This window comes from Sphingobacterium sp. HJSM2_6, from assembly GCF_049316305.1.
Classification (GTDB): Bacteria; Bacteroidota; Bacteroidia; order Sphingobacteriales; family Sphingobacteriaceae; genus Sphingobacterium.
Window position 1 is genome coordinate 87,991 of record NZ_JBMOXB010000002.1, and the last position, 26,782, is coordinate 114,772.

18 protein-coding genes are annotated in these 26,782 nt (G+C 35.3%); 8 read left to right on the forward strand and 10 right to left on the reverse strand.

Translation table 11 applies throughout. From position 1 onward, the window contains the following. Positions 1 to 48: 48 nt before the first annotated feature. The 4 genes from ACFRAE_RS03015 to ACFRAE_RS03030 all read right to left on the reverse strand — a co-directional run bounded on the left by ACFRAE_RS03015 (position 49) and on the right by ACFRAE_RS03030 (position 6,344). Complete coding sequence (locus ACFRAE_RS03015) at positions 49 to 1,422, reverse strand: RagB/SusD family nutrient uptake outer membrane protein (protein ID WP_422795632.1); 1,374 nt, start codon at positions 1,420 to 1,422, stop codon at positions 49 to 51. Positions 1,423 to 1,439: 17 nt separating this feature from the next. Continuing rightward, on the reverse strand, positions 1,440 to 4,439 hold the full coding sequence (locus ACFRAE_RS03020; protein WP_422795633.1) for a SusC/RagA family TonB-linked outer membrane protein: 3,000 nt from the start codon (positions 4,437 to 4,439) through the stop codon (positions 1,440 to 1,442). Positions 4,440 to 4,719: 280 nt separating this feature from the next. Continuing rightward, on the reverse strand, positions 4,720 to 5,430 hold the full coding sequence (locus ACFRAE_RS03025; protein WP_422795634.1) for an SDR family NAD(P)-dependent oxidoreductase: 711 nt from the start codon (positions 5,428 to 5,430) through the stop codon (positions 4,720 to 4,722). After that, positions 5,430 to 6,344 (reverse strand): lysylphosphatidylglycerol synthase transmembrane domain-containing protein, encoded by a 915-nt coding sequence (locus ACFRAE_RS03030; protein ID WP_422795635.1) that lies wholly within the window; start codon positions 6,342 to 6,344, stop codon positions 5,430 to 5,432. Before ACFRAE_RS03030 ends, ACFRAE_RS03025 begins: the two co-directional genes overlap by 1 nt. 409 nt (positions 6,345 to 6,753) lie before the next feature. On the opposite strand from ACFRAE_RS03030, the gene ACFRAE_RS03035 reads away from it, so the two are divergent. The 3 genes from ACFRAE_RS03035 (at position 6,754) to ACFRAE_RS03045 (ending at position 9,627) form a co-directional block, all read left to right on the forward strand. Further along, on the forward strand, positions 6,754 to 7,314 hold the full coding sequence (locus ACFRAE_RS03035) for a hypothetical protein (RefSeq protein WP_422795636.1): 561 nt from the start codon (positions 6,754 to 6,756) through the stop codon (positions 7,312 to 7,314). Between the two features lie 114 nt (positions 7,315 to 7,428). Beyond that, positions 7,429 to 8,580 (forward strand): GDP-mannose 4,6-dehydratase, encoded by a 1,152-nt coding sequence (gene gmd, locus ACFRAE_RS03040; RefSeq protein WP_422795637.1) that lies wholly within the window; start codon positions 7,429 to 7,431, stop codon positions 8,578 to 8,580. Positions 8,581 to 8,685: 105 nt separating this feature from the next. Then, positions 8,686 to 9,627 (forward strand): hypothetical protein, encoded by a 942-nt coding sequence (locus ACFRAE_RS03045; protein WP_422795638.1) that lies wholly within the window; start codon positions 8,686 to 8,688, stop codon positions 9,625 to 9,627. 290 nt (positions 9,628 to 9,917) lie between these two features. On the opposite strand, the gene ACFRAE_RS03050 is transcribed toward ACFRAE_RS03045, so the two are convergent. The 5 genes from ACFRAE_RS03050 to ACFRAE_RS03070 form a co-directional block, all read right to left on the reverse strand. Continuing rightward, positions 9,918 to 13,634, reverse strand: a complete 3,717-nt coding sequence (locus tag ACFRAE_RS03050) for an ATP-binding protein (protein ID WP_422795639.1) — start codon at positions 13,632 to 13,634, stop codon at positions 9,918 to 9,920. Between the two features lie 150 nt (positions 13,635 to 13,784). Continuing rightward, complete coding sequence (locus ACFRAE_RS03055; RefSeq protein ID WP_422795640.1) at positions 13,785 to 14,558, reverse strand: succinate dehydrogenase/fumarate reductase iron-sulfur subunit; 774 nt, start codon at positions 14,556 to 14,558, stop codon at positions 13,785 to 13,787. A gap of 42 nt (positions 14,559 to 14,600) precedes the next feature. Beyond that, positions 14,601 to 16,535, reverse strand: coding sequence for a fumarate reductase/succinate dehydrogenase flavoprotein subunit (locus ACFRAE_RS03060; RefSeq protein WP_422795641.1), 1,935 nt, complete (start codon positions 16,533 to 16,535; stop codon positions 14,601 to 14,603). Positions 16,536 to 16,586: 51 nt separating this feature from the next. Beyond that, complete coding sequence (locus ACFRAE_RS03065; protein ID WP_422795642.1) at positions 16,587 to 17,366, reverse strand: succinate dehydrogenase cytochrome b subunit; 780 nt, start codon at positions 17,364 to 17,366, stop codon at positions 16,587 to 16,589. Between the two features lie 167 nt (positions 17,367 to 17,533). Next, complete coding sequence (locus ACFRAE_RS03070) at positions 17,534 to 18,121, reverse strand: porin family protein (protein ID WP_422795643.1); 588 nt, start codon at positions 18,119 to 18,121, stop codon at positions 17,534 to 17,536. A gap of 73 nt (positions 18,122 to 18,194) precedes the next feature. Here ACFRAE_RS03070 and ACFRAE_RS03075 point away from each other — a divergent pair, with 73 nt between their 5' ends. The 5 genes from ACFRAE_RS03075 (at position 18,195) to pruA (ending at position 22,126) form a co-directional block, all read left to right on the forward strand. Continuing rightward, entirely contained in the window at positions 18,195 to 18,410 is a 216-nt protein-coding gene (locus ACFRAE_RS03075) for a hypothetical protein (RefSeq protein ID WP_422795644.1), read from the forward strand. A 4-nt stretch (positions 18,411 to 18,414) separates the two neighbouring features. Continuing rightward, on the forward strand, positions 18,415 to 18,756 hold the full coding sequence (locus ACFRAE_RS03080; protein WP_422795645.1) for a tRNA-binding protein: 342 nt from the start codon (positions 18,415 to 18,417) through the stop codon (positions 18,754 to 18,756). Beyond that, entirely contained in the window at positions 18,756 to 19,232 is a 477-nt protein-coding gene (locus tag ACFRAE_RS03085) for a nucleoside deaminase (RefSeq protein WP_422795646.1), read from the forward strand. Before ACFRAE_RS03080 ends, ACFRAE_RS03085 begins: the two co-directional genes overlap by 1 nt. Positions 19,233 to 19,324: 92 nt before the next feature. Then, complete coding sequence (locus tag ACFRAE_RS03090) at positions 19,325 to 19,930, forward strand: superoxide dismutase (protein ID WP_422795647.1); 606 nt, start codon at positions 19,325 to 19,327, stop codon at positions 19,928 to 19,930. 561 nt (positions 19,931 to 20,491) lie between these two features. After that, positions 20,492 to 22,126, forward strand: coding sequence for an L-glutamate gamma-semialdehyde dehydrogenase (gene pruA, locus ACFRAE_RS03095; protein WP_422795648.1), 1,635 nt, complete (start codon positions 20,492 to 20,494; stop codon positions 22,124 to 22,126). A gap of 390 nt (positions 22,127 to 22,516) precedes the next feature. On the opposite strand, the gene ACFRAE_RS03100 is transcribed toward pruA, so the two are convergent. After that, complete coding sequence (locus tag ACFRAE_RS03100) at positions 22,517 to 26,554, reverse strand: response regulator (protein ID WP_422795649.1); 4,038 nt, start codon at positions 26,552 to 26,554, stop codon at positions 22,517 to 22,519. Positions 26,555 to 26,782: the final 228 nt, after the last annotated feature.

Genomic DNA, 26,782 nt, shown 5'->3' on the forward strand with positions numbered 1-26,782 from the left:
AAATCCACCTTTTATCAAGGTGGATTTCTTTTTTTAAGCGTTGAATATTTAGTTTGCGTATCCTGGATTTTGTTCCAATTGAGGATTCACTGCTCGTTCACGCGCTGGAATAGGGAACACTAATTTCCCAGAATTATAAGGTAATGATCCGACCGTACGTTTGGTTCTTTTCAAATCATGTAATCTATAACCTTCGAAAGAGAGTTCTCTATCCCTTTCTGTTAAAATTTGCTCGAGGGTTAAGGTGTTAAATGGCGTTACACCTGCACGTGTGCGTAGGGTGTTAAGATCATTTAATGGAGTATCCCCAACATTCGTCGATAATCTAAAATTACATTCTGCTCTAGTCAAATAAAGTTCGGTAAGTCTAACAACAGGGATATTGTCAAAATAATTATACCATTTCTTACTATAGGTACCTGAATTTATTCCAGGATACATTAACAAACTAACGCGAAGATCTCCAGATTCGAAACTGTTTATATATGCGGGTTCAATGCTTAAATCACCGCGTCCTATTTCACCTCCACTATTGTTTAAGTAATTAGAATAGAAGGTTGCCAATCCATCATTTGATGAACCTGCATTGCTTTGTTGGTTTTGTTGGATTTCAAAAACACCTTCATTTGAGTTTTTTATACGAAATGGGGATTCTAGATTGTCTATTAAATTATAGTCACCTGAATTAATAACCTCATCGGCTAAATCTCTCGCTTGATCAAATTTACTTTGTTGCAAATATAAACGAGCGAGCATACCTTTAGCTGCATTTAAATCCGATGGATATTCAGTTAATAAGGATATGGCTTGTGTTAAGTCATTTTCTGCTTGTGTATATCCTTCAGCAACAGTACTTCTTTTAACATCAGCAATAATATCTTCAAAAGCTTTAACAGCTTTCAAGCTAATGGGTACACCGAGTTGGCTATTTGCAGTCCCTGCTTCGTAGGGTAAACCATACAAACGCACCAATTCGAAATACATAATTCCACGGATGAACAGTGCTTTACCTTGAATTTCCGCCTTTTGCTCCTCGTCGGTCACTACATTTAATGATTCCAATACCGTGTTAGCGATGTTGATCGCTTGATAAGCGTCCGTCCAGGTACGTGTGATGTCTTCATTCTGTGCTAGAACCGTTTGATTATAAAACTGCCTATACGTGTCAAAGGATCCTGTCCAAAGCACATAGTCTGGGCTTGCGTATAAATCGGGGACCATTATTAAATTTGTGCCGTATAAAGATGCTTTGGCAATGATCGTATAAGCCCCTATTAAAGCGTTATTTACATCATTTGCATCTTCCAGTGCTACATCAGATGAAATATTATCCACAGGTTCAAGGTCCAATTTTTTAGCGCATGAGCTTGCTGTTAAAACAAGGGCTAGTAGTGGAATTGCAAATTTATTTAGAGTTTTCATGTTCTTTTAATGTTTTGTTAGAATCCAATGTTAATTCCGAATGTTATAGTTTTCGCCTGTGGTGAGGTGTAAAAATCTGTCCCAATTTGGTACCCATCCACAAAAGCAGTGCTGATTTCAGGATCATAACCATTATACTTCGTCAAGGTTAATAAATTGGTCCCTGTGATAAACAATCGTGCCCTTTGCATCGCGTACTTATTTGCAATAGCTGCTGGTAATGCATAACTAAGTACAAGGTTTTTAATACGAAAATAGGAGCCATCTTGGATATATCTCGAAGATGGGTTTGTTCCATTTTCATCATAAAAACGAGGTTGAGGAATATCAGTATAACGATTAGTTTCGGTCCAATAATTCATTTGATCAATAGTTTGATTATCTAAGTAATCACCATTGGTAGATTGAAATCCACCGGCAGCATTATAAATTTTATTACCAGAAACAAATTGCGTTTGGATATCTAAGTCCCAGTTTTTGTAACTGAATTTGTTTCCAAATCCTCCAAAAAATTTCGCATGTGGACTACCTAAATGTTGCAAGCCTGCTTCCGAATAATCATTGGTTGTGGCAGATCTAGTCTCATCTAAATAAAAGAGCGCATCTCCATTATCTGGATTTACTCCAGCATAGGCTACTCCATAAAACACACCAAATGGCTGCCCTTCTTCTACACGACCTAGGTATCGGCCACCATCATAAATGGCTTGTCCATTAACTAATTTCAGCACCTTGTTTTGATTGAACGAAATATTAAATGAAGTAGACCACTTAAATTCGCCAACTAAGTTTTTACTATTTAGAGTTATTTCTAATCCTTTGTTTTCCATGTCACCAATATTTCTATAAATAGTTTGGTACCCTGAGGTAGAAACAATTGGAGCATCTAACAATAAATCCGTCGTTTTTTTGTAGTAACCTTCAATAGATCCAGAAAGTCTGTCGTTAATCAAACCAAAGTCTAAACCTATATTCGATGAAAGTGTATTTTCCCAAGTTAATGATTGGTCTCCTAATTGGATAGGCACTGTTCCAGCAGTTCCAGCATAGTTTGCCCCACCATATAAGGTTCTCCACCGATAATTGCCAATTTCGGCATTACCTGTTTTTCCTAAACTCGCTCTTAATTTTAAAAAGTTTAAGGTCTGATTCCCTTGAAGAAATGATTCTTCGGAAATTAACCATCCCAAACCTGCAGCAGGGAAGAAACCATACTTATTTTCTTTACCAAAACGAGATGAGCCGTCCACACGGATCGAACCATCTAGTAAATACTTATCACTAAACTTGTAATTCGCTCTTGCAAGATAGGATAAGAATGAAAAATCAGATTCAGTCGATGAAGCATCAGATTTGACAGCTGCACTAGTGATTTTTTTAAAGCGATCGGAGGGAAATCCTTCTCCTTCTGCTGTGGTCGTTCTAAATTGTCCTTCTTGGTAAGACATGCCACCCATTAAACTTAATTCATGGAGGTCATTAAAAACTTGTCGGTATGTTAAAGTATTATTCGTGTTGAAATTGATAGATCTTGCCTGATAACTAAATCCGTAACCACCTGAACTTCCTAATTCGGTACGAACACCTGCGTATAGATCTTCCTCTAAATTTTGGAAGTCCATACCATACTCACTTCTGAAGGTTAAGTTAGGAGAAATACGTGCATTTGCATAAGCAGTACCAAATGTCCGATAAGTGGAGGAGGTATTATTACTATCTTCTAATTCAATTAGGTTGTTATAATAAATTGTATATCGATTTAATTCCCCATTGATACGAATAGGTTGAATGGGAGGGAGGGCGTTTAATTGCTGAGGATTCGAGAATGAATTATCACTACTTACACGGTAATTATCGGCTTTATTTACATTTATAGTTCCACCAACGTCCAACCAATTATTGGCACTATGATCTAAACTCAAACGTCCAGAAGTCCTTGCAAAGCGATTCCCAACTAAAATTCCTTTGTTGTCATTATAACTTCCGGAAGCTAAAAACCTAGTTTTAGAATCCCCACCATTCATGGATCCGCTAATTTGTTGAATATTTCCAGTACGAAAAGTTTCATTGACCCAATTGGAGTTGTAATTGTTGTTCCAGTCATCAGATTCTCCCCAATACTCCCAAAACTCATTCATATCTGCGAATCTATTTCCTGCTCCAATTAAGGATGCATTGGTAGCCGATTCGGTTAATAATTGACGGTATTGATCGGCATTTAAGAATTCTCCTTTTTTTGTCGGATTGCTATAACCTGCATAATATCCAACATCAATATTTGTACGACCTGCTTTACCTTTCTTAGTGCTAATAAGTACGACCCCGTTGGAGGCACGGGCGCCATAAATTGCGGCAGAAGCCGCATCTTTCAGTACTTCCATAGATTCAATATCATCAGGACTGATAGCCGCTAACGGGTTGCTTGGTTCGTCATAGGTGCCAAAATCGCTGCTAATGATTGGAACCCCATCGATCACAAACAAGGGTTGATTTCCTGCTGAAATGGAAGAAGTCCCTCGAACACGAATTTGTAAGGCTTGTCCTAATTTTCCACTCCCACTATTGATGAATACACCAGAGGCTCTACCCTGTAAAGCGCTTTCCATCGTTTGTAAAGGTACATCTTGTAGATCTGACATTTTAACGCTTGCCACGGAGCCCGTTAGATCTTTTTTAATCTGAGTTCCATAACCCACGACTAGCACCTCTTCCAGATTAGCAGCAGAGGAAATTAATGCGACATCAATGTTGTTTTGATTCTGAAATTTGATTATTTGAGTAGCATATCCAATTGAAGAATAGCTAATGGAAGCTACTTCCTGCTTCAATTCAAGTTGATATTCCCCAAGTTGATTAGTCTGCGCAGCATAATTAGTTCCTACAATGAGGATCGTTGCGCCAGCAATTGGTTGATTAGTCTCGCGATCGGTGACTTTACCCGTAATGGTTTTATTTTGAGCAAATCCATGTACTGCACAAATCATAACCACTACCATTAATAGTAGCAATTTTTTCATAAATAATGGTTTTCTAATGTTTAATGTTTAGCTGTTTTACTAGGCAATATTTTTATAAATTTAGAAAAAAATATAGCCTAGAAAAGCTTAAAAGGGAAGATTCAACGATAAAATTTTTAAATTAATTCACAAGAAAATTTTATTAATCATAAGGAATAATTCGCGCTTATGATTTAATTTTTTTTAAGAATTAAATTTTTAATTTAATTTAAAAAGAAGGGGTTTTTATGATCAATATATAGTTGGCATTCGTTAATGTAACGAACGCCAATCATTTACATTAAGGGGTCGTATTGGAAACAGGTAAAACTTTACCGTTATAATATTTATGGCCATTTTGAGCAAATTCCGCTAAATATCTTCCCATTTCAAAAGCTAAGGTTCCTGCTTCTAAACCTGGGAATGCAGCTTCAAACATTTCAGTTTGTGAGGATCCTAATGCCAGACAATTCACACGGATTTTTCGTTCTTTAAATTCTTCCGCTAAGCATTCTGTTAATACAGCCAAGGCAGCTTTACTACTGGAGTAGGCAGAAAGACCAGCAAACTTACTGGAACCCTGCACACCTCCCATACTGCTAACATTGACGATATGTGATCCTTCAGGCATTAAAGGTGCAATATGTCGGATCATTTGTACATGTCCCAACACATTGGATTGAAACATACGGGCAAAGTCTTCATTGCTGGTTTCCAAGAAAGGCTTATTTATTAACTGACCAGCATTGTTTATTAAGATATCTACTTGGTCAAATTTTGAAGTGATGAATGGGACTAATGAATCTGCATAATTATCATAAACGATATCAAATGCTGCAGGATATAAGGTACCTCCATCAGGATTTAGAGAAGTGGCTATTTCATGTAACTTTCTAAGCTTGTCCGCAGACCTAGCCAATGCAATAACTTGATTGTTTTTATTTGCCGTTAAATCCAATACGGCTTCAAACCCAATTCCACTACTAGCTCCTGTTATTATAATATTTGCCATTAATCTTGTATTTCTATTTCTTGTTCCACTTCTTTTGCTGTAGGTAGTTTTTCAGTACCCAAGCGTTTCGGTCTAAATATATAGTAGATTCCACTTGATGCCACCACCAAGGAAATCAGATAGAATATTAAACTAATTGTCACTGCAAGATGCTCATCCAATTTAAGATAAGTTGCTAGACTAAAAATGACTGTTTCTCGTAAGCCGATTGCGCCACCAATGGAAGGTACTATTGCAACCAATGAAGAAACCATAAATATGAAAATATATGGAGAAAATTTTCCATCAAAGTTCATCGCGTACAAAATACAGATCGCACTGCTTGTTTGCAAACCTTGAACACATAAGGCTTTAAAATGTGTAATGATGAAGTTTCCGAAAAATTGCTTGAAAAACAACCTTAACAAATACAAATAACTAATTGTTCCAATGGCTAATACCGATATAGTCACACTATTTGGTATAGCTAATCGAGGCATAAATATGATTAATGCACCAGAAATTATGGTTAAAGCCCAAAGACCACTTAAGCGATCGAAAAAAATGGCCCCTAAAAGTTTACGACGAGATACTTGAAAGTTTTTTTTCAAGAAGAATATTTTATAGCCATCCCCTCCAATACCTCCAGGCAAAAAGAAATTGTAAAGTAAACCTAACTGATAAAGTCTAAAATTGTATCGTTCACTTATTTCAAGTCCAATCGCCTTAAAGAATGAATTCAATCGGGAAGATGCGACCAGAATAGAACATAAATAGAGTATTAAGGCTAAAACTAAAAATAGGGGATTGCAATTTTGGAGCGCTTGTTTTAACTCGCTGAACGAAATTTTTGTAGACACCCAATACAATGCCGCCAACGTAATAATTACTTTAATTACATTTTTAAGTATGGCCCAGAGTTTTGTTTCTTTCATCGCACTTAAATTAGCTGTCTTAGATAGCTGGATAAATTCGGGAATATAGCAACAAGAGATAAATAGTTAAAAAAATACCACTTAAACTAAACAGCCAATTTATATCCATTCGGCTATATTTTTCCTTCAACATCATAAACATGAGGATCACGAATACAATAAATAAGGAAATGGGTGCAAATATAGCCCATTTATGTGGAAAAAATAACGAAATATTGCTGAGTAAATTAGCATCTTTGCTGTAGGCAAAAACGATTCCTAAAATAAGAATGATTAAGACGAATCTTAGTACTGCTTTTGCTATAATTTTGCTAATGGTATGATTTTTGGAAGTGGACTTCATCAAAATTGTACATAATATTTTAAGTCACTAATATACATTTAATATACTATTTTTAAATTTTCAAATATGCATAAACGTATTTTATCAGTATTATCTTTATTAACATTTGCGTTAATTTTAGGTAGTTGCGGAGCACCTAAAAAAGGTGGTTCTGTAGCAGGACAAACTTCAACCACTTCTGCCCAAGGTCCTTCTGCATCGCAATGGCGTGCTGGTGTTAAAGGTAAATGGGTTTTAAATGCAGTAGAGCGTGAAAATATTCCTAGTTCCTATACCATTAAAAACATTTTTGATGAAGCTCCAGTAGATTGTTTTATCGGATCAATTTGGAACCTTCCTGGTGGTGCTCAACGCGGAACAATAACCTTTAATGCAGATGGAACCCTTTGTGCAAATGGTGCTGTTCGAAACATCGTTTGGTCTATCTTTAATCCTGGTAATACAGGTGGACAGCCATCTTTTCAATTTAAGAAAATCTATGCAGGAGATAAAGCGGCAAATGTAACCAGTGGTTACCGTTTAGATCTTTTATTCGCTGATGCTAATGCATTAGAAATGCGCATGCCTATTCCTTTAGAGCAAGGACAGGGTTCTTTATTGTTTAAATTCAGTAAAGTCGCTGAATAAACATTAAATAAAAAGAAATCTAAAAAAAGCCACAGAAATTTTCTGTGGCTTTTTTAATTATTATCAAACGGTTGCGGTTATTTTAAATATATTTGTCATGATATTATTAGTAGAATGACTCCACATAATCGCAAAGTTGCCCTCATTACAGGAATCACAGGTCAAGATGGTGCCTATTTAGCTGAGTTTTTATTGAAAAAAGGATATGTTGTCCACGGGATTAAAAGAAGAAGCTCTTCTTTTAACACGGACCGCATTGATCACTTATATCAAGATCCTCACGAGTTAGGACGAAATTTTGTACTTCATTACGGTGATTTAACCGATGCAACCAATTTGATTCGAATTATTCAGGAAACCCAACCTGATGAAATTTATAATTTGGCTGCTCAATCCCATGTTAAAGTTAGTTTTGATACTCCAGAGTATACTGCAAATGCAGATGCGTTGGGTCCATTACGCATTCTTGAAGCTGTTAGGCTGTTGGGACTTATCCAAAAAACTAGAATTTACCAAGCTTCGACTTCAGAACTATACGGTTTGGTTCAAGAGGTGCCTCAAAGTGAGTCTACCCCATTTTACCCTAGAAGTCCTTATGCCGTTGCGAAATTATATGGGTATTGGATTACCGTAAATTACCGAGAAGCGTATCAAATGTATGCATGTAACGGGATATTATTTAACCATGAAAGTCCTGTGCGCGGGGAAACATTTGTAACCCGTAAAATTACAAGGGCAGTGGCTAAGATTGTTTTAGGGCTTCAAGATAAATTATATTTAGGAAATTTATCTGCTCAGAGGGATTGGGGGCATGCAAAGGATTATGTTGAAGCCATGTGGTTAATTCTTCAGCAGGAACAAGCCGAAGATTTTGTCATTGCTACTGGAATTACCACAACGGTACGTGACTTTGTTCGCCTTGCCTTTGCCGAATTAGGGGTAGAGGTGGAGTTCTCAGGAAAGAATGAAGCTGAAAAAGGTGTGGTTATCGATATAGACCTTGAAAAACTTAAAGCTAGTGGTATAGACCAGGAGCATATAAAATTGGGGCAAACGGTCGTAAAGGTTGATCCTCAATATTATAGACCTACAGAAGTGGATTTATTGATTGGCGACCCGACAAAAGCGAATGATAAATTAGGGTGGAAGCCTAAATATAATTTAGAAAGTTTAGTCAACGAAATGGTTTTTGCTGATTTAAAATTAATGAAAAAAGAAGAGCTTCTGAAAAGTGCTGGTTTTGATACACTTAATTATTTCGAATAATATAAGTTGGAACAATATTTGCTAAACATTACGAAAATATTAATTAATCGTTTTTTAATTCTTAATGTAGTGTGGAAACTACAATAGAACGATCGTATTATAGAGATGAATAAAGAAGATATAAAGATAGTAGAGCAAAAAAATTCTTCGGTACCAAATATAAAACGTGACAATTCTAAAGTCTATTTTTTTATAATTGCTATTGCTGCTCTTTTAGCTACAAATATATATTTCTACGTGAAATTTAAATCCTCTGGTGAGAAGCTTTACACAGTCACACTACAGAAAGAGAATCTCCAAACCGAAATCGATAGGATAGAAGCTGAATTAGATAACTTAAAAGTGCAAAGCATGCTGCCAGATCCAGCTATGCAAGCAGCTGAACAAGTTGCTCGTTTAAAGATTGAAGAACTTCGTAAAGGCTTAGAGAGTGGTGAGGTGACTGATGCACAAATTGAATCCGCTAAAATGGATGTGGCTAACCTTAAAAATCAGGTGTCCAAAATTAAAGATGAAATAACAAGTTTACGAATCAAGAACGAATTATTAAATCAAAATAATGCGGACTTGAAAGATCAAAATGCGGTTATTAAAAATCGTGCAGAGGGTGTAGATGCAGACCGTAGGAATTTGAATGATAAAATTTCAAAAGCTTCCAATTTAAAAATATCCAATATTCATATTGTAGGTATTGAACAAAAGCGAAGTGGAGAAACTGAAATTGAAACGAAAGCTAAAAAAATAGATTTCCTTCAAATAAACTTTAGTATTGCTGATAATCCATTGGCTTCTATCGGGAATAAGGAAATTTTTGTACGTATCATTAATCCAAAAGGTAATTTGGTGGCAAACTCGGAAGATATTTTTCTTGTCCATGGGGAGAAACTACAGTATACTTTTAAAGAAAAAATAAATTTTTCCAATAACGGTCAAGAATATCAGATGAACTGGTCTGATAGCAAAAACAGCATTGAAAAGGGGGCTTATACCATTCTTTTATATGCAGATAATGCGATCATGGGAAGATCTTCCATTGTATTTAAATAGGAATGATTATTTAATATTAAGCAGAAAAGGTTTAAGAGCTCTCTTAAACCTTTCTTTTTTACCTCATATTTTCCTTTAGCCTATTACGGCTTATTCTACGGCCTAATGATTTTGGTTATTACTTACAGGGTACCTTAGCTTTCAAGTTATGTCAACTTACTGCTTGAAGTCTATTTGCCAACAGGTATTTGATCTACACTCAAGCCATTAAACCTGGTTCAACCTAATACCTTATTGCTGCTTACTAGAGATTAACTTTCTACTAGTACCACAATCAATTTAAAACACGCTTAATCCCTGTTAAAATGGTCTTCCTCTTGGTATTTCGGCAGGATAATATTAAAGGTCGTTCCTACGCCTTCAAAGGTGCTGAAGGAAATTTCTCCCTTCATAGATTCTATCGTTTTCTTTACAAAGGCTAGGCCTAAACCAGTACCGGAGCTTTTAGTAGTAAAATTAGGTTGAAAGATCTTAGGAATGACATCCGATGGGATTCCCATTCCATTATCTTTCACAATAATTTTTATTTTGTGGTCTTTAAAATCTTCCACAATAATACTGATTAAGTGTTTCTTACGCCCAGTCGATGCTTCAATAGAGTTTTTAATTAAGTTATTAAAAGATCGTAATAATTGATCCTTATCACCCAATACAAATACTTCGTTTTTATCCGTGTTATTAATGATTTTTATATACGTATTTTGACTGTCATGGTAGGTGTTTGCAGATTTATTGATCTTTTCAATAATATTGATTTTGGTAATGATGGTATCGGGAAGTTTCGCAAAATTTGAAAATTCCGTAGCAATTCTAGAAAGACTGTTAATCTGTTCCACAAAAGAATTTGAAAACTTATTAAATCGTTCCTCAAACCGAGGATCATTTTCATTATAACTCCTCATGAGTTGTTGAATCCCTAATTTCATTGGAGTCAATGGATTTTTTATCTCATGCGCTATTTGCTTAGCCATTTCTCGCCAAGCATACTCTCTCTCGGCATTTCGCAGTTGTTTTGCGTTTTCCTCTAGCTTTACAATCATAAAGTTGTACTCTTTTACTAAAGCTCCAATTTCATCGTCACGCTCCCAATATAGGGGCTCATTCGGTTTATTGCTGAAGATGGTTTCTGATAGCTTTCTCCCAATCAAATTCAATGGTTTGGTAATGGAGTTGGCAACCATGACGGTTAAAAATCCGAGCACGAGAATAATGATCGTATAAATATTTAACAAGGTATTTAATAATAAATTTTGACTTTCCGTTTCTTCTGTTACGGAAGTAAAATAAGGGATGCCTAGAAATACCAGTGTGTTATAATCGTTGTTTTTGATCGTGGCATAGGAAGAATTGTATTCAAAATAAACAATACGTTCTTTTAAAAATGTATCTGTCTTTTTCAACACATTTAGACTATTAAAAGCCTGTGGATTCATGAAACTAGACACTAATTTGGATTCATATATTCGAGGTTGTGAGGTGAATATAAGTTTGCCATTTTTATTGTAGAGATTGAAGTCCGTGACGGTTGTTTCAGACAATTGACTTATGATTTCTTTGATTTGAACTTCAGATTGTTTATTGCTAGTTTGAAGGCTATTCTCAATCTTTTTTACCACATCCAATATATACGTTTGTCTTTGTTGGATTTTTGACTTTTCTAATTGACTATTGATACTAATGAAAGAGATCAATCCCGAAATCACCACCGTAAAAATCACTACGGCAATAATCATGGTTTGAATCCTCGTACTATACTGAATTCGGTTGACTAATAATTTAAAATGGTATTTAATGCTTCTAAAATTAAAAGACTTTTGATTTAAGGTTAGGACGATATAACGTATCGCATTGAATAAAATAAAGAAGATGTATAAACATAAGAATAAGAAGGAGAATACAGCGATTGTTTGCCAGAATGTTAACTGTGGAGTACTCACCACTAAGGTCGTTACGGAGTCTGGTTTATAGATAACATGAAAATAACCGTTGAAATCACTAAGTGATCGATAGGCTTCTACTTCGGCTTCAAAACCGTCATCGTTGTTGGGGTAAGTGAATGATCCATTTTGAGTCACTAAGGTGCCATCACGGTACAAGGCAAAAGAAGAGGAGCTATGGTGATAATTATGTACAAATTCCACTCGGTTATCCGTCAGAATCTCCGGATAAGGTAAACTTGTACCGTAAGCTCTATTTCTTAATTTTAGAAAAATCTTTACTGAATTTTCATTCCCATCCAGGGTATTGATACCCGGTAATGGAATTTCAAACTGTAAAAAATATTCATGCGTACCCAATTCACTTCGTACACGATAAAAGTTTTGAGTTTCAGGGATTTTGGTCGATTTACTAATTACCTTTTCTCTAAATTCTTCTATCTTATCGTTTGCATAGTTCGCTAATGGTTGGTTATTGTAATAAAAATACCCTGTGTATTCGAATTTTGATAAATAGCCCCCAAAATAATATGTTTTGAGGTAATTATTGATGTTTTGAATCGGTACATTGGGTAGACTGTTGTAAAAGAATCGTTTTAATTGCTCATCGGCTAGTATCTTTTTTTCGATATCAACAAATAAGGCGGTGGCATTTAAATCATCCTCAGCCTCCAATTGATTGATCGTAATTTTCATTTCGCGCTCGACTTTATAATGCAAACTCCGCATATACACAGAGGTAGTCATTAAAGCCAAAAAGATTAAGGTTAAAATGAAAGTAGACATATTGAGATTTACGCGTACTTTACTGTAAGCGCGAATCATAATTACGGAAGCTAAAAAGATATTGAAGAAGGTATTTTCTCCGATTATTATCGCATTCAGAATGATAGCAGAGACCAGCGCAATTAATTGTACATTAAGAAAAGAGGTGGTATTGGGTAATACGGATTTTAATATACTGACGATGGCATCTATAAAATAGAGCAAGATGACCATGTTGATACAAATAATCAACATATTTAGCCAGCTGTATTTGCTAAAGGATAGTAAATTGGTGAGATCTAAGGCGACAGAGGTGCTGTTGGTAATTAGGGTTGATAAGTGATAAAACAACAGATTACTGATGATATAAATGCTTAATATCGCCGTTAATGCAAATAGGGTAGTAATCGATTGTGAAAATTTCTTTAAAGGTACTCGTAAATAGATTTGAATGGATCGAATATAAAAAACCAGCCATATCACACAAATTGTGGTCATAAAAAAGGACCACAGATTTGGTAATGCAGGATTGTAGGCATAGTATTTAGGGTCAAAAAGTCCTAAACTAGATTTAGAAGCTAACCAATTACTATTTAAGTCTACTATCCGGGTGAGGGCCAATATAATGAGAAAGGTAAATATGGAAAGCCAGGGCCTACCATTGCGAGCTAATCGATAGCAGATGTTATTGACTAAAATTAAAAAGGTCAATGTGGCAAAAATCCAACACATGAATTGGATAGTCATGAAGATGTTATCATGTTTGCCTGGATTCAGTTTTACAGAAAACAAATAGGATCCATTTTTACTATAGATATTTTTAATGTTTTCCGTGTCTGAATAATCAGCTATGGTTAAGTTGTTTGTAGGAATTAATCGAGTAGCAAATATATTGATGAGGTAATCATTATTGAAGGGGAAGTGCGTTTTAGTTGGAATTAAGGCCAATACAGTCATGGTTGGACTCAAAACCTTTCGTTTTACTACAAAAGATCTATTATTATCTTTTATAAAAGCCACATCGCCATTTAATCCTAAATCAGAGAGGGGAACATATATATTATTGTTCCAAAATATAGGTTGGTGATTTTTGTAGATGTAGAAAAATAACCGGTCATTATCATATTGTTGATTTGTATATTCCAAGACTTGACTTGGGTACAATTCAACATTAGCAAACATTTTTAATAGGGCAGAATCAGAAAATATGAGATCAATTTTGGATTCTTTTTCATGCAAGTTATCGGATAAGGTTTTTGTGTCTAGTTCCAACATATCATCCTGACTGATGATATTATTAATCATAAAAGCCGTAGCTAAAAATGATACTGTAAGAATTAAGAGTAGAATCCTTATTTTATTGCCCATTTATTTAGTTTTTCTTCCAAGTAAATATAAATAAAAAAGTCCTCGTAAGTGATGTTTACGAGGACTTTATATCGAATTATCGACTACTTATGCGTGTATATCTTCTTGACGGAAGAATTTCGCTGTAAAATATTCGCGATTCATTCTTGCGATATTCGTTAGTTTTATGCCTTTAGGACATTCTGCTTCACATGCACCCGTATTGGTACAGCTTCCAAAACCTTCCGCATCCATTTGGTCTACCATTGCTTGAGCTCGCTCATAGCGTTCTGTTTGACCTTGAGGTAATAGTGCGAATTGTGATATTTTAGCAGAAACAAATAACATCGCTGAAGCATTTTTACATGCAGCTACACAAGCTCCACAGCCAATACAAGTAGCAGATTCAAAAGCTTCATCAGCGACACGTTTAGGAATAGGAATCGTATTCGCATCAGGTACTCCACCAGTATTAACATTTACATATCCACCAGCTTGTTGAATACGATCGAAAGAAGTTCTATCTACCGCTAAATCTTTTAATACAGGGAATGCAGAAGCACGCCATGGTTCAATGACAATAGTTTGTCCATCATGGAATGAACGCATATGTAATTGACAGGTGGTGATTCCGTATTTCGGTCCATGAGGACGGCCATTGATAACCAATGAACACATTCCGCAGATACCTTCACGACAATCATGATCAAAATAGATAGGGTCTTCGCCTTTACGCGTTATTTCTTCGTTTACGACATCCAACATCTCTAAGAAAGACATGTCATCTGCAATATCCTTCGCTTGGTATGTTACGAATTGACCTTTATCGTTTATATTTTTTTGACGCCAAACTTTAAGCGTTAAATTCATATGTCCACTCATAATAATTATATTGAGTATCCAATAGCCCATAAGGGCTACTGGTTATTTATAACTTCTTTGTGTTAACTTCACATTTTCGAAAACTAATTCTTCTTTATGAAGAACTTCCGGCTGATTATCTCCTTGGTATTCCCAAGCAGCTACATAAGCATAGTTTTCATCATCACGTTTTGCTTCTCCTTCTTCAGTTTGCGACTCTAAACGGAAGTGACCTCCACAAGATTCCGCACGGTTAAGTGCATCATCTACCATTAATTCGCCTAATTCTAAGAAGTCAGCAACACGACCAGCTTTTTCTAAAGACATGTTTAATTCTTCATTTGCTCCTAATACACAAGCATCTGACCAGAATTCTTTACGCAATTCTTGAATTAAACTTTTTGCTTTTGTCAAACCTTCGGAAGTACGCGCCATACCGCAATATTCCCACATGATTTGACCTAGCTTTTTATGAATATCATCAACCGTTTTACTACCTCTAAGCGATAATAATTTGTTGACATAACTTTCTACGTCTTTACGGGTCTCCTCAAAAGCAGGATGATTTTTGTCTACAGGTTTAAAGTTTCCAATTTTCGCTAGGTAATCTCCAACAGTAAATGGGATAACAAAATAACCATCAGATAAACCTTGCATTAATGCAGACGCACCTAAACGGTTTGCTCCGTGATCAGAGAAGTTTGCTTCTCCTAAACAATATAAGCCTGGAACAGTAGTCATCAAGTTGTAATCTACCCATACACCACCCATCGTGTAGTGAACTGCTGGATAAATACGCATCGGTTGCTCGTATGGATTTTCATCAGTAATTTGATAATACATATCAAATAAATTACCATATTTTGCTTCTACTGTATCTTTTCCTAAACGTTGAATCGCTTCGGAGAAATCTAAGAATACGGCAACACCTGATTTACCTACACCACGACCGTCATCTACCATTTCTTTCGCGTTACGAGAGGCAACGTCACGTGGTACTAAGTTTCCGAAAGATGGATATTTTCTTTCCAAGAAATAATCACGATCATCTTCTTTGATATCTTTAGGCTTAATTTCTCCTTTACGAAGTTTTTCAGCTGTTTCCACTGTTTTTGGAACCCAAACACGACCATCATTACGTAATGATTCGGACATCAAAGTCAATTTCGATTGGTGATCTCCAGTTACAGGGATACAAGTCGGGTGGATTTGTGTGTAACATGGGTTAGCAAAGTAAGCACCGCGTTTGTGTGCTCTCCAAGCTGCCGTTACATTACATCCCATCGCATTGGTCGACAAGAAAAACACGTTTCCATATCCTCCTGTACACAGCAATACGGCGTGGCCTTCATGAGATTCAATTTTTCCTGTAACCATATCACGGGTGATGATACCTCTAGCTTCGCCATCAATTTTTACGATGTCAAGCATTTCGTGACGGGTATAGGATTTTACTTTACCTTTTTGTATTTGACGATTAAGTGCCGAGTAAGCACCTAATAATAATTGTTGTCCAGTTTGACCACGTGCATAGAAGGTACGAGAAACTTGCGCACCACCAAATGAACGGTTATCTAATAAACCGCCATATTCTCTAGCGAAAGGAACCCCTTGCGCCACACATTGATCAATAATATTTACGGATACTTCTGCCAAACGATATACGTTTGCTTCACGTGCGCGATAATCTCCACCTTTGATGGTATCATAAAATAAACGGTAAACCGAGTCCCCGTCATTTTGATAATTTTTCGCCGCATTTATACCCCCTTGCGCCGCAATAGAGTGTGCACGACGTGGTGAATCTTGATAACAGAAAGTTTTTACATTATAGCCTAATTCAGCCAATGAGGCTGCTGCAGATGCTCCAGCTAAACCAGTACCAACAATGATAATTGTAAACTTACGTTTGTTGGCTGGGTTTACCAGCTTCATGTCAAATTTATGCTTTGACCATTTTTCGGCTAGTGGGCCTGCAGGTACTTTTGAATCTAACATATTCATTTATTTATTCAGTAGATTTGAACAACGGCCAAATCTGTAAATAATCTATTTAATAAAATAAAAATATAAGGGCATAGCAGCAAACGCAACTGGTACCAAGATACCGAACACCCATATTCCAATCCATTTGACAATTCCTACATAACGTCTGTGGTTAAAACCTAAGGTTTGGAAAGCGGACTGAAATCCATGAATTAAGTGAAAGGATAAGGCGGCCATTCCTAATAGGTAAAGAGCTACCAATAACGGATTTTGAAAGGCAACAGCAACTTGCTTGTACAAATCTTTCGATTTAATTGTTTCTATTCCATTGCTCTCTGTTTTTAGAAACCCGTTGTAATCTGCTGGCAAGGTTTCTGAACTTAGAATCTCTTGATTTCCACTAGCCAAATCCGTATGGTACTCTACATAAGGTGTAGAACCAAATTTGTACTGGTACCAGAAATTTTGCATGTGAGTTACTAGAAAAACTAACAATACCGTACCTAAAATCCCCATGTTACGAGAATTCCAAGCACTATTTGCTTTACCATCAGTTTGGTTATAGCCAACTGGTCTTGCAGCCTTGTTTTTTAAGGTTAAAATTAAAGCGTAAACAGCGTGGACAATAACGGATAAGTAAAGTAAATAAGATACAACCTTAATCGGGGTGAAGTGGGTCATGAAATAAGCGTAGTTGTTAAACGCATACCCTGCATCATCTTTAAATAGTTGTAAGTTACCAATCAAGTGAACTACTAAGAAAGTACATAAAAACAGTCCTGTCAAGCTCATGATTAGTTTCTTCCCTAATGAAGATGATAATACTGGCTTTGATTTACTCATTATTACTATGAATTTAATTTAGTTCCGCAAATCTATCTATTTGATGACATAATTGTGAGATTTATGTTTAAAAAACAACTAATTTAGAATTGTTCTAATGAAGACGCATAAAAAAAGGCTTGAACGTTATCCATTCAAGCCTTTTTTTTATTTTGTTTTAACTGTTTCTATAAAATAGCAAATCCTATACCGATAGACCAAAGTCCTACTTTTTGCTTGTCATCGTTATTATTGTAAATATTTGATAAGCCTTGTTCGTAACGAAGATCCACGGTGAAATTTTTAATGTCAGCGCCTATACCACCTATAATACCTGTGGAAGATTTTTTATAGTTTTCTATTTTGGTTGCTGATTTAAGTGTTACTTTTCCTTCTTGGGCAAATGAAAATACGGGTCCTGCTTGGATACGAACTCCAAGAGGTCCTAATCCAATTTTTGTACCTAATAAAATAGGCAAATCCATACTTTTGAAAGTTGCTTCACCAGATTCATTATCTGCTGTCGCTTCTACGTTCATGTTTTTTTGGCTGTAATATAGTTCGGGTTGTACATGAAATCCTGCTGCACCTACACGCCCCCAAATACCAAGTTGATATCCTGCTTTTGATTCTTTGTTCAAATATTTTCCGTCAGATTTTAAGCTGGAAAAATTTAATGCTCCTTTAACCCCTAGTTTTAAGCTTGGTATCAATTGAGCCTGACTCGCCTGCACACAAAATAGTAGTGCAACAATCCCTAGTATAATTTTTTTCATATCAAAAATTTATATATTTACTATTTCCTAGTTACTAAAGTACTAAGTTTTTATTAAATTATTGAAATCAAACATGTATAATTTTAAGATTGAAGCCCAAGATTGGTCGATTTTAAAGCTGAAATTGCAGCGAAAATATAATCGTTTAACGGAAGAGGATTTACAATTTCAAGAGGGTCAAGAAGAAGAATTGCTTCAGCGTTTAGCCACTCGCTTGAATAGAAATGTTGATTATGTGGTTTTTACCTTGTCAAAGGAATTAAGGGATCTTTCTTCCAATAGCCTGTAATGCTATGGAACATTTGATCAGTTGGGCGGATTTTGAACACGTTGATCTTAGGGTAGGGACTGTTTTGAAAATCGATGATTTTCCTAAGGCTAAAAATCCCGCTTACCAATTAACGATAGATTTTGGTGCTGAAATTGGCATCTTAAGATCCTCTGCCCAAATTACAGCCATTTACCAAAAAGAAGAATTAATAGGAAAACAAGTGGTTGCAGTGGTTAACTTTCCTAAGAAACAAATTGCCAATTTTATGTCCGAATGTTTAGTCACTGGATTTGAAAATGAACAAGGGGAAATAGTGATTACTACCGTCGAGCGGACTGTACCGAATGGGGCTAGATTAAAATAATGAAGATTTATAATTTCGAAGCAGACGAATTTAAACAGCCTGCTAATTTGGACGAGCAATATATGCTTGAAGCCTTGAAGTTAGCTAAACGCGCCGAAGAAGAGGATGAAATTCCTATCGGAGCAATTATTGTATGTCAAGGGAAGATTATTGGTAAGGGGTATAATTTGACTGAAAAATTAAATGATGTCACTGCGCATGCAGAAATGCAGGCTTTTACCTCCGCAGCCAATTACTTAGGGGGAAAATACCTTAAAGATTGTACCTTATACGTTACGGTTGAACCCTGTGTCATGTGTGCTGGAGCGAGTTATTGGACCCAAATTAGCCGTATTGTTTACGGTGCAAAAGACAATAAACGTGGGTACTCCGCTATACACGATAAAATTATTCATCCTAAAACCAGCATCGTGTCTGGGGTCCTGTCAGCTGAATGTGCGGAGCTGATGACATCATTTTTTCGTAAAAAACGTTGATTTATCCACATTTCAACACTTAAACCAAACATAAGATTTACGAATTTGTTATATTCGTATATTGTTACATAAAAACATTTAAATAAAGTATTATGGCATTTCAATTAGAAGCGTTACCGTACGCATCAAACGCATTAGAACCACATATTGATCAAGAAACGATGGAAATCCACCACGATCGCCATCATCAAGCATACGTAGATAATTTAAACAAAGCGATTGCAGGTACTGATGCTGAAAATGAATCTTTAGAAGGTTTGTTAAACAATATCAGTAAATATGCTCCTGCTGTTCGTAATAATGGTGGAGGACACTTTAATCACCAATTGTTCTGGTCTATTTTAGGAACAAGTGCTACCGAACCTACTGGTGAATTAGCGGCAGCAATCAATGAAACTTTCGGTTCTTTTGATGAACTAAAGAAAAAATTGCAAGAAGCTGGAGCTACACGTTTTGGTTCAGGTTGGTCTTGGTTAATCGTTAACGCTGAAGGTAAATTGGCAGTAACTTCGACGCCTAATCAAGATAATCCGTTGATGGATGTTGCTGAAGTCAAAGGTACTCCAATCTTAGGAATAGATGTTTGGGAACATGCTTATTATTTAAAATATCAAAATAAACGTCCAGCCTATTTGGAAGCTATCTTTAATGTAATTAATTGGGATGCTGTTGCTGAACGTTATGCACAAGCAAAATAGTTAATACAACCTCGTTGTATAGTATAGAGGCGGATAACAGATTTTTCTGTTATCCGTTTTTTTTTGTTTTTCAGCCAACACTTCCTTGCATTTCCTTCGGATCTCCTTCGGTTGTTACTCGGAAATAGTTTTAATGTTTCCGAAGGAGTTCCGATGATAATTCAAGTGATTTCAAATTTTAACTCGAAATACGGGTTAGTTTTGTGCTGCTTGTTTTCAGCTTATGTTGTATTCCCTATTCAGGCGAGAATACCCATGTGTTTTACCTTTTTTAAACCTTTGTGCTGGTGTTTGTAAGAATATTGGCAAAATACGTTTATAATCGGTTGTGATATGTTTTATTTTGATCGGCTTTTATAGCTAAATTCGTATATCTTAAGCTGAACAGAATAAGTTGATTAGTAATGGTATAGCTTAAGCAAAATAGATAATAAGGGATTCGTTTCACTTTTGCTTTTTCAGGTAAAAATTTGTAACAAAATGAGGATTAATCCGTTATTAAAATTTGGATAGTTTAGTCTTTCCGCCCATTGAATTAATTTGTTAAATCACAATTGAATTATGTTAAAAGGATTTTTTAACGTTCCAATTCCAACGAATGAGCCAGTATATAGCTATGCTCCAGGAACAAAAGAAAGAAGTTTATTGAAGGAAGCGATTGCAGCTGCAAGATCTACTGCAATTGATATTCCAATGTACATTGGATCCGAAGAAGTACATACAGACAAGAAAGTTAAGATTAGCCCACCGCATGATCATCAACATGTATTAGGGAATTATAGTCAAGGTACCAAGGAACATGTTCAAGCGGCTATTGATGCTGCGTTATCCGCAAAATCAAGCTGGGAAAATTTAGCTTGGGAACATCGCGCATCAATTTTCTTGAAAGCTGCAGAATTAGTTTCTACAAAATATAGGTATCAATTGAACGCGGCGACCATGTTAGGTCAATCTAAGAATCCTTATCAAGCAGAAATTGATTCTGCATGTGAATTTGCAGATTTCTTGCGCTTCAATGTGAAATACATGACGGAGATTTATCAACAACAACCTCCGATTTCGCCAAAAAATGTTTGGAATAAAGTGGAACAAAGACCTTTAGAAGGGTTTGTATTTGCCTTAACACCATTCAATTTTACGGCAATTGCCGGTAACCTTCCTTCAAGTGCGGCGATGATGGGTAATGTGGTCGTTTGGAAACCTTCCAACGCTCAAATTTATTCAGCGAATGTGCTTATGAAGATTTTTAAAGAAGCTGGTGTACCTGATGGTGTAATCAATCTTGTCTATGTTTCAGGTCCAGATGCTGGTGATGTTATTTTTAAGCATCCTGATTTTGCAGGTATACATTTTACAGGTTCTACAGGAGTTTTTCAAGACATCTGGAAAACGATTGGTGAAAATATTCATCGCTATAAAACCTACCCACGTATAGTTGGGGAAACTGGAGGTAAAGATTTTATCCTTGCCCATCCATCTGCAGATCTTCAAGTGCTTAATACGGCTTTGGTTCGCGGAGCATTTGAATACCAAGGACAAAAATGTTCTGCAGCTTCACGTGCCTATGTGCCTAAATCTTTGTGGAATGATTTAAAAGCAGCAATGGAACAGGATATTAAATCCTTTAAAATTGGTGGTACGGAAGATTTTACCAATTTTATTAATGCGGTAATTGATGAAAAAGCATTCGATAAAATAACAAAGTACATTGACCGTGCGAAAGCATCTGATGATGCTGAAGTGCTTATTGGTGGGGAATACGATAAATCTAAAGGATACTTTATTCATCCTACAGTTATTTTAGCGAAAACGCCAGATTATGAAACATTGAGCGAAGAACTATTTGGTCCAGTATTAACTATATATGTTTACGAAGATCAATCTTGGGAAGAAACCTTAAAATTAGTAGATAGCACATCTATCTATGCCTTGACAGGTGCTGTAATTGCTCAAGATCGTTATGCCATTTCGGAAGCTACACATGCCTTAAGAAATGCTGCTGGTAATTTTTATATTAACGATAAATGTACAGGTGCTGTTGTTGGTCAACAGCCATTCGGTGGGGCAAGGGGATCAGGAACCAATGATAAAGCCGGTTCGATGATTAACCTATTGCGTTGGGTATCTCCAAGAACAATTAAGGAGACTTTCAACCCAGACACCGATTACCGCTATCCATTTTTAATGGAAGACTAAGCTTATAATTGGGTAAATTAAAATAGGTTAAACTGCCTGGATTCTTGGATGAAAATTTATTTTTATCTATGAATTTTAGGCAGTTTTTCTTTGTTAAGAATTTCAGGCAATGATGCTAAATAGCAGAGTTTATGACAGCTATTTTCGATAATGGAATTATTGGCCTCGGAATAGAAACCCTAGTTAAGATCGTTAATGTGAGGTGAAATTAGGCTATTGCTATAAAATTATCTAAGGAACTGGAGCTATACCTACTGTTGCAAAAGCAGAGCTAGGGGAGATGTCGAGCATTAGGATACCAGTAAGCCAAAATAGAGGAGGCCTGTAAACCGTATTATTGGCAACATGAGCTAAGACGGAGTAAAATTTGGGAAAGCCCACTTCAGCAGGTCAATTGTTGTTTAAAGTTGATTTAAAATCTTTATCTCTCAGATTTAATGGTGCTATTCCATATTCTTTTTTGAAAACCGAATAAAAATAAGCTCGATTATTAAAACCCGATTTAAACATAATCTCTTGAACAGTCAAACTGCTAGATTTAAGTAAATTAACAGCATGTCTCAACTTGACTTTACGTATAAAATCACTTGGTGATAAGTCTAAAATGTTTTTTATTTTTCGATATAACTGAATCCGACTAATGTACAATTCATTACAAATAAAGGTCGCATTAAGTTCTTCATTTTCTAGATTTGCTTCAATTATTTGAGTAACCTTTTTGATAAATTCTTCATTTTCTGCGGTTATAAAAGCAGTCGGTTCTTCATTCGGCTTCAAATTGGAAGAATTATAGTATTCCTTTAAATATTCTCTAGTACTTAACAATTGATTAATGACTACTTCCAAATGATGTGGACTAAAGGGTTTTGAAATAAAATATTCTACGCCTTTTTCAATACCAGAAATCTGATCTTCCATACTTCCTTTGACGGACAAGAAGATAACGGGAATATGATTAGTAAATTTATTTGCTTTAAGCTCCTCTAATAATTCTAAACCGTTCATTTTAGGCATTTCTATATCACTAATAATCAAACTAGGTAATTTCTTTTTGATCACCTTTAGAGCTTCCACGCCATTTTCTGCTTCTAAAACAATAAAATTATTTCCCAAAACATCTTTAATTAAGTCTCGTATTTGGTATTCATCTTCCACCAGCAGAATAGTTAATTTGTTCTTAGGATTAATGCACTCAACATCGGAACGCATCACATCTTGAATATCTAATTGGAATTTATTTTCAATGAGTTCTAAGGTTGGAAGTTGGATTTGAAAAATAACAAAGGAATTTACTTCGCTAAAGACACTGATTTCACCATTTAATAATTTCACTAAACTTTTAGTCAATGCTAAACCAATTCCTGTACGATTAATCACTCCTTTTTTTACTTGATTTTCAAAATCATCTAAAATATGAAAATTATCAAAAATTGATTCCAAGCTACTCTGTTTTATACCATTGCCGGTGTTGCGAATTTTAATTTCCAAATTTCCTTGAGGATCTTTAGCGTATATTAAATCAATAGAACCATGCATATTCGTATACTTAAATGCATTGGAAATTAAATTGAAGATTATTTTTTCAAAATGATTTCTATCGGTTACCCATTCCCTTAAGCTTGAATCGACCGTACAATTAAATGAAATAGACATCTCTTCGGCATACTCTTTAAAGTTGTCTACTATGTATAATGTCAATTCTTCTAAATCCACAATTACCAAGTTTAATTCTTTATGAACAGTATCTATTTTCCGAAATTCCATCAACTCATTGATCAGTTTTTGCATTCTTTCAGAATTAGATTTTATAACTTTTAGGTATTTTACACTGTTTTCATCTAATTTATTAAGCTTGAGCAAACGCTCTACGGGACCATAAATTAAGGTGAGGGGAGTAATAAACTCATGGGCAATATTGGTGAAAAATTGTAATCTGGCATCGTGGATTTGTTGTTGCTTCTTTTTCTCCAATCGCTCCATAAATAGAGTTTTCCTAAATTTCAAGCGTTTGTTTACAATTCGATAAATGACATATGCGCTGCCGGAAATTAATAACACATAGAGTATAAATGCTTTCCAGCTTCCCCACCAAGGAACATCAATGATTATTTTTTGATAAAAATCATTATCTACCCATACCTTATCTCCATTGGTACTTCGAATTCGTAAGGTATATTTTCCAGGAGGAACATTGGTGAAAACAGCGGAATTATCTGTTCCCAGATTCACCCAACTTTTATTGAAGCCCTCAAGAATATACATATATTCACAATTGGAATTGTTTATAAAATCCAGCGCGGCAAAACTTATGTTAAAGAAGTTTTCATTATGGCGTAACCATAGTACTTCTTCATGATCAATGGTCTTTTTTTTATTCCCTAAAGTGCTAGCTACATTGTTAATCATGAGGGATGATATAGCAATTTGAGGAACAAATTTCCTTTCTGAAACCTGGGAAGGTTTAAAGTAGTTAATACCATTTATACCACCAAAATAAATGACTCCGTTTGAGGCTTTAAGATAGGCCAAGTCTGAAAATTCATTACTCTGTAGCCCGTATCCATTACTGTAGTTGACTATTTTTCCATTTTTCGGGTCTAATTTTGTTATCCCTTTATTCGTACTTACCCATACAAAACCATCGTCATCTTCCACAACTCCATGGATCGTGTGATTCAATAAACCATCGATTAACGTATAATGCTTTATAGACATCTTGTCAAAGGAGTCATAACTCAGTCTATTTAGGCCATAACTAGTTCCAATCCATATGGAATTTCCTTTTGATTTATATAGGGACAATACATCATCATCGCTTAAGGAAACTTTATTTTTCTTATTTATCGCTAAAAAAGTTTCACTTTCAATATCCATCAAATTGACACCACCTCCACGAGTTGCTATCCACAAATGAGTACTATTTAATGGTAAAATGGAAAAACAATTATCGTTATTAATTCCTTCTGGATTATTGGCTGAAAAATGATACCTACGTGCACTTTTAACCCGATAGCTTGTCGCATTAGGAACGACATCAAATCTTATTAATCCTTTACCATTCGTGCCACTCCACAGAACACTTCTTTTTGAATCCCAATACATACAATATATTCCATCAATCTCATGGGCTCCAATATGTTCATTTAGGTTAATCTTATGGATCTTGTTCTGCTTATATAGATAAATTTCTCCTTCCTCTGTGCCTAATAATATATCATCTCCTTCACCTTTTACAATAGACATTATTGACTGCTTTGAAAGCAAGTCGACATGGGTGATGCGCTGATGATCTGTGTTAATGCCTGAAATAACACTAACTCCATCTCCTCGACTTCCAATCCATATATCCCCATTTTTATGTTCATAAATAGATCTAATTTGGCTTTTCTTAAAGTATCTCAACAAGTCTTTATTTAAGAAAGAGTTGAATAACAGGTTATTTGGATAAATTTTTATTACACCATTCCCGTTTGAACCTAACCACAATATATTTTGCTTACTGCAGTAATGCATAGATAAAATCCATTGTGCTTCTATCCCTTTAAGAATTTCTAATTGATTATTATTATAGGAGTATTTCCAGATACCATTTCTAGAGGAGGCAACATAAATATCACCTTCTTTTTGAATTATGGAGGAAATATCACCAAGGTTTATGGTAGATAAACTAACAATGGCTGTTAATCTATTGACTTTACTCTCGTACAAATAGAGGTTATATTGATGATCAACTACCCAATAAGTACTCTCATCCTTTTGAAATATAAAACCTACATTGATGTTTTCTAAAACTCGATAAGCATCACCTATACTGTGAGTCCCATCATTATTAACCTTTGGTACATATCTATAAAGTTCCTTTTTATCGCATTGAATTAAAAAATTTTCACCCCCATCAGAAAAAATAGATGTTACTTCTTTATTGTCAAATACCCTACCGAGACTGTCAAAGTTATTCTCAACAGGATTATAATGATATAAGGAGGAATTGTATAAGGCACAATATATATTATCCTTTGCTTTAACGGTAAAAAATGCAGAATAATGTGGCGGATTGATGGATTCATAACCGAAATAGAATTGATCAATTTTACCTGACTCACTATTTAATCTATTTACACCTCGAAATGTGGTAACCCAAATTTCATTAGCAGAAAGTCCTTCTGTAATTCCTTTAATTAAGTTATTTGTTAAGGTCGTGGGGTCATTGGGAATAGATTTATAAATTTTTATTTCTCGCCCATTATATACGTTCAACCCATCCCAAGTACCAAACCAAATAGTCCCTTTTTTATCTTGATAAATGGAAGAGATTGCTCCGCTAGATAACCCATCATCATTTGTAAGGTATTCAAACTCCAATTGCTTTTGTCCTATTAATGGATTTAACAATATAAAATTCAGAAGGATCAGGCAAAGATATTTCATCTTTATTAGCTATTATTTTTTGGGTTTATGTATGCTAGGGTATTTTAGGTTTCAAAGTAAAAGTAACGAAATATTTAGGTTAGAAAAATTTGTAAGAACCTATAAGGAAAGTATTTCATTCATTATACATTTTTAAAAAGCAGGAGGTGATATTTATCACCTCCTGCTTTTTATGTTAAGATATGCTTATAAAAAGTTAAATTCTACAAAGCATATCAGCACGGAACG